General features: G+C 55.3%; 10 protein-coding genes and 1 tRNA gene. 3 read left to right on the forward strand and 8 right to left on the reverse strand.

Going from position 1 to position 14523, the window contains the following annotated elements:
* Positions 1-400 precede the first annotated feature (400 nt).
* From ACLJRE_RS03515 to ACLJRE_RS03525, 3 genes are all read right to left on the reverse strand, one after another.
* Positions 401-488, reverse strand: a tRNA-Ser gene (locus ACLJRE_RS03515).
* Between the two features lie 148 nt (positions 489-636).
* A complete protein-coding gene (locus ACLJRE_RS03520) occupies positions 637-1314 on the reverse strand; it encodes a hydrolase (protein WP_000097893.1) in 678 nt (225 codons plus the stop codon).
* A 19-nt stretch (positions 1315-1333) separates the two neighbouring features.
* On the reverse strand, positions 1334-2194 hold the full coding sequence (locus ACLJRE_RS03525; protein WP_000809969.1) for a pirin family protein: 861 nt from the start codon (positions 2192-2194) through the stop codon (positions 1334-1336).
* 108 nt (positions 2195-2302) lie between these two features.
* On the opposite strand from ACLJRE_RS03525, the gene ACLJRE_RS03530 reads away from it, so the two are divergent.
* Complete coding sequence (locus ACLJRE_RS03530; RefSeq protein WP_000597928.1) at positions 2303-3214, forward strand: LysR family transcriptional regulator; 912 nt, start codon at positions 2303-2305, stop codon at positions 3212-3214.
* A gap of 90 nt (positions 3215-3304) precedes the next feature.
* Here the strand turns inward: ACLJRE_RS03530 and infA are convergent, their stop codons facing one another.
* From infA to trxB, 5 genes are all read right to left on the reverse strand, one after another.
* Positions 3305-3523: a translation initiation factor IF-1 gene (infA, locus tag ACLJRE_RS03535; RefSeq protein ID WP_001040187.1), complete on the reverse strand. Its 219-nt coding sequence runs from the start codon at positions 3521-3523 to the stop codon at positions 3305-3307.
* A gap of 311 nt (positions 3524-3834) precedes the next feature.
* Complete coding sequence (aat, locus tag ACLJRE_RS03540) at positions 3835-4539, reverse strand: leucyl/phenylalanyl-tRNA--protein transferase (protein WP_001241643.1); 705 nt, start codon at positions 4537-4539, stop codon at positions 3835-3837.
* A gap of 44 nt (positions 4540-4583) precedes the next feature.
* Complete coding sequence (gene cydC, locus ACLJRE_RS03545) at positions 4584-6305, reverse strand: heme ABC transporter ATP-binding protein/permease CydC (RefSeq protein ID WP_001202249.1); 1722 nt, start codon at positions 6303-6305, stop codon at positions 4584-4586.
* Complete coding sequence (gene cydD / locus ACLJRE_RS03550) at positions 6306-8072, reverse strand: heme ABC transporter permease/ATP-binding protein CydD (RefSeq protein WP_001044531.1); 1767 nt, start codon at positions 8070-8072, stop codon at positions 6306-6308.
* A 114-nt stretch (positions 8073-8186) separates the two neighbouring features.
* Positions 8187-9155, reverse strand: coding sequence for a thioredoxin-disulfide reductase (gene trxB / locus ACLJRE_RS03555; protein ID WP_000537393.1), 969 nt, complete (start codon positions 9153-9155; stop codon positions 8187-8189).
* Between the two features lie 546 nt (positions 9156-9701).
* Here trxB and lrp point away from each other — a divergent pair.
* A complete protein-coding gene (gene lrp / locus ACLJRE_RS03560; RefSeq protein WP_000228469.1) occupies positions 9702-10196 on the forward strand; it encodes a leucine-responsive transcriptional regulator Lrp in 495 nt (164 codons plus the stop codon).
* 134 nt (positions 10197-10330) lie between these two features.
* Positions 10331-14404 (forward strand): DNA translocase FtsK, encoded by a 4074-nt coding sequence (gene ftsK / locus ACLJRE_RS03565; protein WP_023212493.1) that lies wholly within the window; start codon positions 10331-10333, stop codon positions 14402-14404.
* Positions 14405-14523 lie beyond the last annotated feature (119 nt).

Consider the following 14523-nt stretch of genomic DNA (forward strand, 5'->3'; position numbering starts at 1 on the left):
TGTTAGGGCGCGGCTGGTAAGAGAGCCTTACAGGCGCATCTGAAAAACCTCCGGCTATGCCGGAGGATATTTATTTACGCCGGCTAATAGTTAGCCTGATGGCGTTGTGCTCGCGGTAGGCGGACAAGGCGCTTGTAAATTGCGTCATCATCCGGTAATCGACGGGGGGGTAATGCGAAAAAAAAACCCGTACATTCGTACGAGCTCTTTCTTAAATATGGCGGTGAGGGGGGGATTGACTCGCTGCGCTCGCCCTTCGGGCAGTCTCCTCGCAGGCTCGTCGTCTGTCCAACTGGCTGCGCCAGTTGTCGAACCCCGGTCGGGTGTTCTCATCCCCCCTGTAGGGTGGCTTTATGTGAAAAAAAAAGCCCGTACTTTCGTACGAGCTCTTTCTTGAATATGGCGGTGAGGGGGGGATTCGAACCCCCGATACGTTGCCGTATACACACTTTCCAGGCGTGCTCCTTCAGCCACTCGGACACCTCACCATATTGTATTGCTGCCTGACCACTTGGGGGGCAACGGGGCGCTACTATAGGGAGTTGCGCTAAAACGGTCAAGCAGAATTTACATATTCACTGTCGTTTGCTCATGCAATAGACATAATCCCCGCCCAAACTGGCGCGGGGAGGCAAATTAGCGCTGTGAATCCAACATTTCGTTGTTTTTCACCACATCCTGCGCTTTGCTGTAGCTTTCGATCAGCAGTTGATAGGCCGGGAATACCTGAGTATAAACGTCGGCCCACGCGGCGGCGTCTTCACGGTTCCAGGTGCCTTGCAGCTCAGAGGCGACCGCGGCAGTATCCATCGGTACGACGCCAGCCTGTACGATACGCGCCAGGGTGATCTCCTGCGCCATCTTACTGTAGGTACCGGATGCGTCGATCACGGCAAATACCTTATAACCTTCCGCTACCGCGCTAATGGCCGGGAATGCCATGCACACGCTGGTAATCGTCCCGGCAATGATCAGCGTCTTACGACCCGTCGCTTTTACCGCCTTAACGAAATCTTCGTTATCCCAGGCGTTAATTTCACCTTTGCGCGCAATATACTGCGCATGTGGCGCATTAGCGTGGATCTCCGGGATCAGCGGGCCGTTCGGACCTTGCGGTACGGATGCCGTGGTAATGACCGGCATTTTCGCTAACGTCGCCATCTTCGCCAACGCCGCGGCGCGAGCGCGTAATTCCGGCATTGGCATATCGCCTACGGTCTGGAAAAGACCGCTTTGATGATCGATTAAAAGCATCACGGAATCGTTAACATCAATTACCGGGCGCAAACCATTAAAATTAGCAGGACTTGACATCGTGTTCTCCTTCATGTTTTCAGATTTGGCCAAAACGGCCGGAGTTGAAATCGCGGACTGCTTCTGCGATCTCTTGTTTCGTGTTCATAACAAATGGGCCGTAACCCACAATCGGTTCATTCAGCGGCTCGCCTGATAACAGCAATACGCTGGCGTCGCTGCTGGCCTCAAGGTGCAGCGTTTTCCCTTGCTGGCTCAATACCACCAGTTGCGCTTCGTTGACCGGCGTCGTGCCGTTCACCGTGATATTGCCTTTCAGTACCACCAGCGCGGTGCTCCATCCTTCCGGCTGTGCCAATGTAAGCTGGCGATTGCGTTGCAGGCGCATATCCCAGACATTGAGCGGCGAGAAAGTGTGCGCTGGGCCTTTTGTCTCTTCATAACGCCCTGCGATGACCCGCACGACTCCGGCGTCATCCGGCAACGTAACGGTCGGGATAACATCGTGGGTAATGCTTTGATAACCCGGGGTGGTCATTTTGTCCTTCATGGGAAGGTTAACCCACAACTGCACCATTTCCAGTTCGCCGCCCCGACGGGTAAACGCGTCGGAGTGGAACTCTTCATGCAAAATGCCTGCGCCTGCGGTCATCCACTGAACGTCGCCCGGGCCGATAACGCCGCCGCGACCGGTAGAGTCCCGGTGCTCGACTTCGCCACTATAAACAATCGTCACGGTCTCGAAACCGCGGTGTGGATGCTCTCCAACGCCGCGTTTTTCATTACCCGGCGTAAATGTGTGCGGCCCGGCATAATCCAGCAGCAGGAATGGACTCAACTGCTGCGCATGTGACTGATAAGAAAAGAGTGAACGAACCGGAAATCCATCGCCAACCCAGTGCGGGCGAGGTGCGGTATAGACGCCTGTAATCTGTTTCATGGTGTTCTCCTCAGTGGCGTTGTCTTGATGTGAATAAGCTTATATTCATGACAAAAGGTTCGGTAGTGGCTAAAATGGCTCATACCGTTCCATTAATAGGACAATGTAATGATAAAAACGGATCTCAATGATTTTGCGTGGTTTGTGCATGTGGTCGAAGAGGGTGGGTTTGCCGCGGCGGGGCGTGCGCTTGATGAACCAAAATCAAAACTGAGCCGGCGTATTGCGCAACTGGAGGAACGGCTGGGCGTGCGATTGATTCAGCGAACCACCCGGCAGTTTAACGTTACCGAAGTGGGACAAACATTCTATGAGCACTGTAAAGCGATGCTGGTGGAAGCTCAGGCGGCGCAGGATGCCATTGCCGCATTGCAGGTAGAACCTCGCGGTATCGTGAAGCTGACCTGCCCGGTTACGCTGCTGCATGTACACATCGGCCCAATGCTGGCGAAGTTTATGGCGCGTTATCCTGATGTTTCGCTACAGCTTGAAGCGACCAATCGTCGGGTGGACGTCGTAGGGGAGGGGGTGGATGTGGCGATTCGCGTCAGGCCGCGCCCGTTTGAGGATAGCGATCTGGTGATGCGCGTCCTGGCTGACAGAGGGCATCGCCTGTTTGCCAGCCCGGATCTCATCGCACGGATGGGAATCCCTTCCGCGCCGGCGGAGTTGAGTCATTGGCCAGGGCTAAGTCTTGCATCCGGCAAGCATATCCACCGCTGGGAACTTTACGGCCCGCAGGGCGCGCGTGCGGAAGTCCATTTTACCCCGCGTATGATTACTACAGACATGTTGGCGCTACGCGAGGCGGCGATGGCGGGCGTGGGGCTTGTGCAGTTACCTGTCTTAATGGTGAAAGAACAACTGGCCGCCGGTGAACTGGTCGCGGTGCTGGAAGAGTGGGAGCCCCGGCGGGAGGTTATTCATGCTGTGTTCCCATCCCGGCGAGGATTATTACCTTCCGTACGCGCGTTGGTCGATTTTTTGACGGAAGAGTATGCGCGGATGGTGGAAGAGTAACCTGCTCGTCATTCATCGACTTAATGGACGCAAAAAAGGCCGGTTAAACCGACCTTTTATCCAGCCGCCCTTCAGGGCGTGAGGAGACAATTAGCGACTACGGAAGACAATGCGGCCTTTGCTCAGGTCGTACGGGGTCAGCTCAACGGTCACTTTGTCGCCCGTCAGGATGCGGATGTAGTTCTTACGCATTTTACCGGAGATGTGTGCAGTAACCACGTGACCGTTTTCTAACTCTACGCGGAACATGGTATTAGGTAACGTTTCGAGAACGGTACCTTGCATTTCAATATTGTCTTCTTTGGCCATCTAATCCTCTGGGGTATCACTACCATAATTTGAACCGGCAAGATAATGCCGAACTTCTTTTGATAAGTAAAGATTTGTGCGTTTAAAACACAGCAAACCAGGTTTAGCACATGATTCCGCGACACACGACAACGCCGCGTTATACACCTTTTCCCTGATACTACCGCCTGATGTATCGACATAAGCGCAACATATAAGGGAACGGTGAAATAAACGATGGGCGTTACCTGACAACGGGCTGCGGGATAATATGCTAAACCAATTCTGCGGCAGCAATTATAACACCCCAATAAAAAATGTGCCGAAAACATTCACTTCCGGGGCAAAAATAATGTCCGCGGCACCCAAAAACGGGAGGCCAGCGGTTGTTGGCGTAAGGCTGCGAGGTGATCGAGGTAGTCACGACGTGGAATTTCAATGGCGCCGAGCGAGGCGGTATGACTATTAATTACCTGACAATCAATAAGTTTACCGCCGTGACGGGTAAATTCAGCGCAAAAAACCAGCAGTGCGGTTTTAGAGGCATTCTCCTGGCGGCTAAACATCGATTCGCCGCAAAACAGCGCCCCCTGCGAGACGCCATACATCCCGCCGACCAGTTCCTGATCACGCCACACTTCAATGGAGTGCGCGTGGCCCAATTCATGTAATCGGCGATAGGCTTCCTCAATACCACGCGTTATCCAGGTGCCTTCGTCACGGTGATTGGCGCATCCATCAATGACCCGATCGAAAGCGTAATTGAGCGTCACGCGGTAAGGGGATGCGTTGTGAAAGCGCTTCATGCTGCGACTGAGGTGAAACTTTTCAGGCCACAGCACGGCGCGCGGATCGGGCGACCACCACAGAATCGGGTCGCCCGGCGAAAACCACGGGAAAATCCCGTGCTGGTAGGCCATTAACAACCGGGCAGGGCTGAGATCGCCGCCCAGCGCCAGTAAACCGTTAGGCTCGCGTAAAGCGCCTTCCGGCGAAGGGAAGGCGATAGAATGTCGGGAAAGCTGAACCAGACGCATGACGGCGAAACTCCAGTACGCAAGTCGGATCGTTCAATAATAGCTTACAGACGTTGTTTAAACTGATAATAGCGCCCTTGTCCGGCTAACAATTCTGCATGAGTGCCTCGCTCAATGATGCGCCCGTCGTCCATTACGATGATTTGATCAAAACGGGCCAGGCCGCGCAAACGGTGAGTCACCATCAGGACGGTTTTCTCGCGCATCACATCGGCAAGTAATTCCAGCATTTCGCTCTCGGTGGTCGCATCCAGCCCCTCAGTGGGCTCATCCAACAGCATTAACGGGGCATCGTGCAACAGCGCGCGGGCGATGGCCAGGCGACGAAGTTCGCCGCCGGACAGCAGACGACCGCCTTCGCCAAGCCAGCTATTAAGCCCACTATCTTCGAGCAGATTTTCGAGGCCGACGCGACGCAGCATGTCGGAAAGGGCTTCGTCGCTGGCATTGGGCGCCGCCAGTAATAAATTATCACGCAGTGTGGCGCTGAACAGGTGGACACGCTGCGGCACCACGCTGATAGTCTGGCGTAAGGCGGATTCGCTCAGCGAGGATAGCGGAAGATCGTTGAGCAGAATTTCGCCTTGTTGCGGGTCCCAGGCGCGGGTGAGTAGCTGCAACAGCGTTGATTTTCCGCAGCCGGTACGCCCCAGAATAGCGACATGCTCGCCAGGATTAGCCTGTAATGAGAGGGCATTGAGCGCATTAATCGGCTGGTCGGGATAACGAAACGAAACGTCCCGCAGGGTGAGTGTGACCTTTTCCGGCGCGGGAGTTTCTGCCTGTGGAAAGGTCACCTCCGGTTTTTGCTCCGTTAATTCAGTGATACGAAGCGCAGAGGCGATAACCTGCCCCAGATGCTGGAATGCGCCGGTAACGGGCGCAAGCGCCTCGAAAGCCGCCAGCGCGCAGAAGACAAACAGCGCGATGAGCGCGCCGGGCTGCGTATTGCCGCCAACGCCGCCGGAGGCCATCCACAACATTAACATCACCGCCAGCGCGCCAATCAGCAGCATTAACGCCTGCGATAAGGCGGTCAGTTCAGACTGTCGGCGTTGGGCCTCATGCCATTGTAATTCGGTGGCTTCCATTTGCGCCCGATAGCGTTTGCTGGCGCCAAAAATGGTGAGTTCCGCCTGGCCCTGTAACCATGACGTGAGCTGTTGGCGATACTGACCTCGTAGATGCGTCAGATTTTGGCCGGTATTTTTGCCGGCGCGATAAAACACCGGCGGCATAATAAACAGCGTCAACAGCATAATGCCGCCCAGCGTGATCGCCAGCGTCACGTCGAGAACGCTAAGCCCCAGGGTGACAATCATAATCACTACAAAAGCGCCGACCAGCGGGGAGATGACGCGCAAATAGAGATGGTCCAGCGTGTCGACGTCGGCAACGATGCGGTTCAGCAGTTCACCTTGCTGATAACGCGCCAGACCCGCGGGGGAGAGCGGTAAAAGTTTGCTGAAGGTATAAATACGCAGATGTTGCAGCACGCGGAACGTGGCGTCATGACTTACCAGACGTTCAAAATAACGACCAGCGGTACGGGTAATGGCCGCGCCGCGCACGCCGGCTGCCGGGAGCATATAGTTAAAACTGTAAATTCCCGCGAAGCCTGCGATAGCGGACGCGGACAGGAACCAGCCGGAAAGCGTCAGCAGCCCGATACTGGCAAGCAGGGTCAGGATTGCCAGCGCAATTCCCAGCGTTAGCATCCATTTGTGGCGTTTATAAAGCGTCAGATAAGGGAGTAGCGCGCGCATTTAAATATCCTCCTGACGGTGAGCCAATAACGTCGCAAAAGCGCCGTTGGCAGCGCTGAGTTCGGCATAACTGCCTTGTTCGACAATCGCGCCATCTTGCATAACCCAGATAGCGTCCCAGTCGGCGAGATCTTCCAACTGATGCGTCACCATTAATGTGGTCTGGCGTTTTGACGCCGCTTTTAACGCCTGCATGACGCGTTGCTCGCTGTGAGCGTCCAGGCTTGCCGCCGGTTCATCCAGCAGTAGCAGTTGACAGGGATTAAGTAGCGCACGGGCGACCGCTACACGCTGTGCCTGGCCGACGGAAAGTCTGCTGGCATGATTGCCGAGCGGGGTGTCTACTCCCTGCGGCAGCAGCGGTAAAAACTCGCTTACCCATGCGGCGTCAAGCGCGGCATAAAGTTCCTGCTCGCTGGCGTCCGGGCGCGCCAGTAATACATTTTCGCGTAGCGTCGCTGCAGGTAATTGCGGGTTTTGTCCGACCCAGGAGAGATGCTGGCGCCAGGATTCCGGCGAGAGATCGCGAAGCTCGACACCGTTAATACGCAAAGATCCCTGATAGGAGAGAAAACCGGATAATACATTCAACAGAGAGCTTTTACCGGAACCGCTGCGTCCTACCAGGACGGCGCGTTCTCCTGCCGCTAATGAGAAATTCAGCGGCCCGGCAAGCGTTTTGCCTTCTGGCGAGGTGATAATAAGATTGACTGCGTCAATGGTTACAGGTTCGTTTTCCGCCAGCTCAACTTCGCCGCGCGCCGGGTGGGCGAGGGGTGTTTCCAGAAATGTCTTCAGACTATCCGCCGCGCCAACCGCCTGCGCCTTAGCATGATAAAACGTGCCGAGGTCGCGTAACGGCTGGAAAAACTCCGGCGCGAGGATCAAAGCGAGGAACCCGGCGGCGAGCGTCACACCAGTACCGTAATGACCAAAGTTCAGCTCGCCCAGGTAAGAGAAGCCAAAATAAACGGCGACCAGCGCAATAGAAAGCGAGGTGAAAAACTCCAGCACGCCGGAAGATAAAAAGGCGAGGCGCAGTACTTCCATCGTGCGTTGACGAAAATCCTGCGATGCTGCGCGAATGTTCTCGGTTTCCGCTTCTCCACGACCGAAAATTCGCAGCGTTTCCATCCCGCGCAGACGGTCAAGAAAATGGCCGCTTAGCCGGGCAAGCGCCAGGAAATTGCGGCGGTTGGCGTCAGCCGCGCCCATCCCCACCATTGCCATAAATAGGGGAATGAGCGGGGCGGTGCCCAGCAGAATCAGCGCCGCCGCCCAGTTTGACGGGAAAATCGCCGCCACGATTAAGAGCGGTACGCAAACGGCAAGCGCCATTTGCGGCAGATAGCGCGCATAATAGTCATGCATATCGTCAATCTGTTCCAACACCAGCGTCGCCCAGCTACCGGCGGGCTTGCCCTGAATCCAGGCTGGGCCGGCTTGCTGCAGACGATCCAACACCTGACGGCGGATCTCAAAGCGAATATGTTGTCCGGCATGAAAACCGACACGCTCGCGCAACCACACCACCCAGGCGCGAAGGACAAAGACCAGTATCAGCAGGATAAAAGGGAGCAACAGCGCTTCCCGTGGAATGTTCTCCATGATCATATGTTGCAGGATACGCGCCATGATCCAGGCCTGAGCGACAATTAATACGCCACTCATGAACCCCAACAGGCGGGAAATATTCAACCACCGTTGGGAGATTACGCTTTGCTGTTTTAACCAGCGGGTCAGCTCTTTTTGACGGGTTTTATTCATTGCACGCTTAGCAGGTGAGTTATTAGAATTTCAGGCAGGGGCAATGTTACAACGACGCAAAAATAAAGGCGACTTATAGTCGCCTTTTTTACTTTTGTTACTGATTTGTAAAAACTATTTGCTCGCGTCGGCCAGACCATCGAGATAGCGTTCAGCATCCAGCGCCGCCATACAGCCCGTACCTGCAGAGGTGATCGCCTGACGGTAAATATGATCCATAACGTCACCCGCCGCGAATACGCCAGGGATGCTGGTTTGTGTGGCGTTGCCATGGGTGCCGGACTGAACTTTGATATAACCATTTTCCAGCTCAAGCTGGCCTTCGAAGAGCGCCGTGTTTGGGCTATGACCGATGGCTACGAAAAGTCCGGCGATATCCAGCGTCTCGATATTATCGCTCTGCTGCGTGTCGCGAAGACGCAGACCGGTGACGCCCATCTGATCGCCGGTCACTTCTTCCAGCGTCCGGTTGGTGTGCAGAATGATATTGCCATTTTCAACTTTATCCATCAGGCGCTTAATGAGGATTTTTTCAGCGCGGAAACCGTCACGGCGATGGATAAGGTGCACTTCCGAAGCGATGTTGGACAGATAAAGCGCTTCTTCAACTGCGGTGTTGCCGCCGCCGATCACCGCCACTTTCTGGTTGCGGTAGAAGAAACCGTCGCAGGTTGCGCAGGCGGAAACGCCGCGCCCTTTAAAGGCTTCTTCCGATGGCAGCCCCAGATAGCGCGCGGAAGCGCCGGTCGCAATGATCAACGCATCGCAAGTGTACTCTGCGCTGTCACCTGTCAGACGGAACGGACGATTTTGCAGATCCACTTTGTTGATGTGATCAAAAATTATCTCGGTTTCAAATTTTGCCGCATGTTCATGCATGCGTTCCATCAGCAGCGGGCCGGTCAAATCGTTTGGATCGCCGGGCCAGTTTTCCACTTCCGTCGTGGTAGTCAGTTGACCGCCTTTTTCCATACCGGTAATAAGTGCTGGCTGTAAATTTGCGCGCGCGGCATACACCGCCGCGGTATATCCCGCCGGTCCTGAGCCCAGAATAAGCAGCTTACTGTGTTTGGTCGTGCCCATGAGATCCCCATAGTTGTTGGCAGACAATGAGCAGAATTGTAGGGAATTTACAGACGTAAAAAAAGAGCATAACGATTTTGTTAACAATATGTGTAATAGCATGAACCGATGAACGACCGGGACAGCGACGTTATCATCACAAATTTTACTTGAAATCGGTAACTTATAAGGTGACGAAATGACAGTTTACCGCCCTCTCTAATGAATAACTGGCATGTTGTACTAAAAATCGATGTTTTGCTTTGACAATCACCTGCTGTTTTGCGAAAACATTCGAGGAAGAAAAAAACTGTGTTATGTATGTGCTGCATAATCATGCATGTAAATACCATGTTTACCGGGCTAGTGAAATCTACGCATGGCGTGGACAGACGCCATTCGTGATGTCGATAGCTGCCGCGAGGCAACGGTCTTCTCACCATAGACCAGGCATTGCGCGCCGTTAATCCCTCTGGGTTTCGGTCTATTGTGATGGGCAGCGACTCTGAACAGTGATGTGAGTAGAGTCAGGCAGGAGTAGGGAAGGAATACAGAGAGACAATAATAATGGTAGATAGCAAGAAGCGCCCTGGCAAAGATCTCGACCGTATCGATCGTAACATTCTTAATGAACTGCAAAAGGATGGGCGTATTTCCAACGTCGAGCTTTCTAAACGAGTAGGGCTTTCGCCGACACCTTGCCTTGAGCGTGTGCGTCGGCTGGAGCGACAGGGGTTTATCCAGGGCTATACGGCGCTGTTGAACCCGCATTATCTGGATGCGTCACTTCTGGTATTCGTTGAGATTACCTTAAATCGCGGCGCGCCGGATGTGTTTGAACAGTTTAATGCCGCCGTGCAAAAGCTTGAAGAGATTCAGGAGTGTCATTTGGTTTCCGGCGATTTCGACTACCTGTTGAAAACCCGTGTACCGGATATGTCAGCGTATCGAAAACTATTGGGAGAGACGTTGCTGCGCTTGCCAGGTGTGAACGACACCCGAACTTACGTAGTGATGGAAGAGGTAAAACAGAGTAATCGTCTGGTTATTAAGACACGCTAACACGGAACAGGTGCAAAATCGCCGTAGTTTGATTACACTCCTGTTAATCCATACAGCAACAGTGCCGGGGTAACCCGGTGCTGTTGTCCGTTTTAGCATCGGGCGGGAAAAGCCTGGAACCTGGAGAGCCTTTTTTGAGCCAGGAATATACTGAAGACAAAGACGTCACATTGACGAAGTTAAGCAGCGGGCGCCGACTTCTGGAAGCGTTGTTGATACTTATTGCCCTTTTTGCCGTCTGGCTGATGGCGGCCTTGTTGAGCTTTAACCCTTCGGACCCCAGTTGGTCGCAAACCGCCTGGCATGAACCCATCCATAATTTAGGCGGCGCGCCGGGCGCGTGGCTGGCCGATACACTGTTCTTTATTTTTGGCGTAATGGCCTACACCATCCCTGTCATTATTGTCGGCGGGTGTTGGTTTGCGTGGCGTCATCAGTCTACGGATGATTACATCGACTATTTTGCTGTGTCGCTACGCCTTATCGGCGTGCTGGCGCTGATTCTCACTTCCTGCGGTCTGGCGGCCATTAATGCCGACGATATCTGGTATTTCGCCTCCGGCGGCGTAATTGGCAGCCTGTTAAGCACCACGCTGCAGCCGTTGTTGCATAGTAGCGGCGGAACGATAATGCTTCTCTGTATTTGGGCTGCCGGGCTGACGCTCTTTACCGGTTGGTCCTGGGTTAGTATCGCCGAAAAATTAGGCGGCTGGTTGCTTAATATACTGACCTTCGCCAGCAACCGTACCCGGCGTGATGATACGTGGGTTGACGACGAAGAGTATGATGACGAATACGATGAAGAAACCGACGGCGTGCAGCGTGAATCTCGCCGGGCGCGTATTTTGCGCGGCGCGTTGGCGCGTCGTAAGCGACTGGCTGAAAAATTCAGCAATCCACGGGGCCGTCAGACCGATGCCGCGCTCTTTTCCGGCAAACGGATGGATGATGACGAGGACATTCAGTATAGCGCGCGCGGCGTCGCTGCCGATCCCGACGACGTTCTGTTTTCGGGCAACCGTGCGACGCAGCCGGAATATGATGAATATGATCCGCTGTTAAACGGCCATTCTGTCACCGAACCGGTTGCCGCCGCTGCGGCCGCAACTGCCGTCACCCAGACGTGGGCAGCGTCCGCCGATCCCATAATGCAAACGCCGCCCATGCCGGGGGCTGAGCCGGTTGTCGCGCAACCGACCGTGGAGTGGCAGCCCGTACCGGGGCCGCAAACCGGCGAGCCGGTTATCGCGCCTGCGCCGGAGGGGTATCAGCCGCATCCGCAATATGCTCAACCGCAGGAGGCGCAAAGTGCGCCGTGGCAGCAACCTGTGCCTGTCGCTTCCGCGCCGCAATACGCCGCGACGCCAGCGACCGCAGCAGAGTATGACTCTCTTGCGCCGCAGGAAACACAGCCGCAATGGCAGGCGCCGGATGCCGAACAACACTGGCAGCCGGAGCCGACCCATCAGCCGACGCCGGTTTATCAGCCGGAGCCGATAGCGGCTGAACCTTCCCACATGCCGCCGGTTATCGAACAGCCGGTTGCCACCGAGCCTGAACCTGTCATAGAAGAGACCAGACCCGCCCGTCCTCCGCTTTACTATTTTGAAGAGGTGGAAGAGAAACGCGCCCGTGAGCGCGAACAACTGGCGGCATGGTATCAACCGATTCCGGAGCCGGTAAAAGAGAACGTGCCGGTCAAACCTACGGTATCTGTCGCGCCATCCATACCGCCAGTGGAAGCGGTAGCCGCCGCCGCGTCGCTTGACGCAGGTATTAAGAGTGGCGCTCTGGCAGCAGGCACCGCGGCCGCTGCGCCTGCATTTGGTCTGGCTACCGGCGGCGCGCCGCGTCCGCAGGTGAAAGAGGGGATTGGTCCGCAACTGCCGCGTCCGAACCGCGTTCGCGTGCCGACCCGACGGGAACTGGCGTCGTACGGTATTAAGCTGCCGTCACAGAGGATTGCAGAAGAAAAAGCCCGCGAGGCGGAGCGCAATCAGTACGAGACGGGCGCGCAGCTAACCGATGAAGAAATAGATGCAATGCATCAGGACGAGTTAGCCCGTCAGTTTGCGCAGTCGCAGCAGCATCGTTATGGTGAGACGTATCAGCATGATACTCAACAGGCAGAAGATGACGATACCGCTGCGGAAGCTGAATTAGCCCGCCAGTTTGCCGCTTCGCAACAGCAGCGATATTCCGGCGAGCAACCCGCTGGCGCGCAGCCGTTCTCACTGGACGATCTGGATTTCTCGCCAATGAAAGTATTGGTTGATGAAGGTCCGCACGAACCGCTGTTCACGCCGAGTGTCATGCCCGAATCAACGCCTGTTCAGCAGCCGGTAGCACCGCAGCCGCAGTATCAACAGCCGCAACAGCCGGTAGCGCCGCAGCCGCAGTATCAGCAGCCGCAACAGCCGGTAGCGCCGCAGCCACAGTACCAGCAGCCGCAGCAGCCGATAGCACCGCAACCGCAGTATCAGCAGCCGCAACAGCCGGTAGCGCCGCAGCCACAGTATCAGCAGCCGCAGCAGCCGGTAGCGCCGCAGCCACAGTATCAGCAGCCGCAGCAACCGACAGCGCCGCAGCCGCAGTATCAGCAGCCGCAACAGCCGGTAGCGCCGCAACCGCAGTATCAGCAGCCGCAACAGCCGACAGCGCCGCAAGACAGCCTGATTCACCCGCTGTTGATGCGTAACGGCGACAGTCGTCCATTACAGCGTCCGACGACGCCGCTGCCTTCGTTAGATCTTCTGACGCCGCCGCCGAGCGAAGTTGAACCGGTAGATACCTTTGCGCTGGAGCAAATGGCGCGTCTGGTTGAAGCGCGTCTGGCGGATTTCCGCATTAAAGCTGATGTGGTGAACTATTCGCCAGGCCCGGTCATTACTCGCTTTGAACTGAATCTGGCCCCGGGCGTTAAAGCGGCGCGTATCTCCAACCTTTCCCGGGATCTGGCGCGCTCATTGTCAACGGTAGCCGTACGCGTTGTGGAGGTCATTCCAGGCAAACCTTACGTAGGGTTGGAATTGCCGAACAAGAAACGGCAAACCGTTTATCTGCGCGAAGTGTTGGATAACGCCAAATTCCGCGAGAATCCGTCGCCGCTTACCGTGGTGTTAGGTAAGGATATCGCGGGCGATCCGGTAGTGGCGGATCTGGCGAAAATGCCTCACCTGCTGGTGGCCGGTACGACCGGTTCCGGTAAGTCGGTCGGAGTTAACGCCATGATCCTCAGTATGCTGTATAAAGCGCAGCCGGAAGACGTTCGCTTTATCATGATCGACCCGAAAATGTTAGAACTCTCGGTCTATGAAGGTATACCGCATCTGCTGACAGAAGTTGTTACCGACATGAAAGACGCGGCTAACGCGTTACGCTGGAGCGTCAATGAGATGGAGCGTCGCTATAAGCTGATGTCCGCGCTCGGCGTGCGTAATCTGGCTGGGTATAACGAGAAAATCGCCGAAGCGGCCCGCATGGGGCGTCCGATTCCGGACCCGTACTGGAAGCCGGGCGACAGTATGGATGTTCAGCATCCGGTTCTGGAAAAACTGCCGTATATCGTGGTACTGGTTGATGAATTTGCCGACCTGATGATGACCGTCGGTAAAAAAGTTGAAGAGCTGATCGCGCGTCTGGCGCAGAAAGCGCGCGCCGCGGGGATTCACCTGGTACTGGCGACGCAGCGTCCGTCGGTCGATGTGATTACTGGTTTAATTAAAGCCAACATTCCAACCCGTATCGCTTTTACCGTATCCAGTAAGATCGACTCCCGCACCATTCTTGATCAGGGTGGCGCTGAGTCGTTATTGGGAATGGGGGACATGCTCTATTCCGGACCAAACTCCACCATGCCGGTACGTGTCCATGGGGCGTTTGTGCGTGACCAGGAAGTCCATGCGGTGGTTCAGGACTGGAAAGCGCGCGGTCGTCCGCAATATGTGGATGGCATTACCTCCGACAGCGAAAGCGAAGGTGGCGGTGGCGGTTTTGACGGCGGCGAAGAATTAGATGCGCTATTCGATCAGGCCGTTAATTTCGTCACCCAGAAGCGTAAAGCGTCCATTTCAGGCGTTCAGCGTCAGTTCCGCATCGGCTATAACCGTGCGGCGCGTATTATCGAACAGATGGAAGCGCAGGGTATTGTCAGCGCTCAGGGGCATAACGGTAATCGTGAAGTGCTGGCTCCGCCGCCTTTTGAGTAAACCTGTAAGCCGGATGGCGCTGTGCAGGCTGCCATCCGGCAACAAAATTCAGTATTTTCTTCTTTCCTCATGCTGATTTTTGGCCTGGAATAGAAAGCAAAAGGAGCTCCTGGTCGGGA

Origin of the sequence: Salmonella sp. SAL04157, assembly GCF_046551635.1 — a bacterium.
Classification (GTDB): Bacteria; Pseudomonadota; Gammaproteobacteria; order Enterobacterales; family Enterobacteriaceae; genus Salmonella; species Salmonella enterica.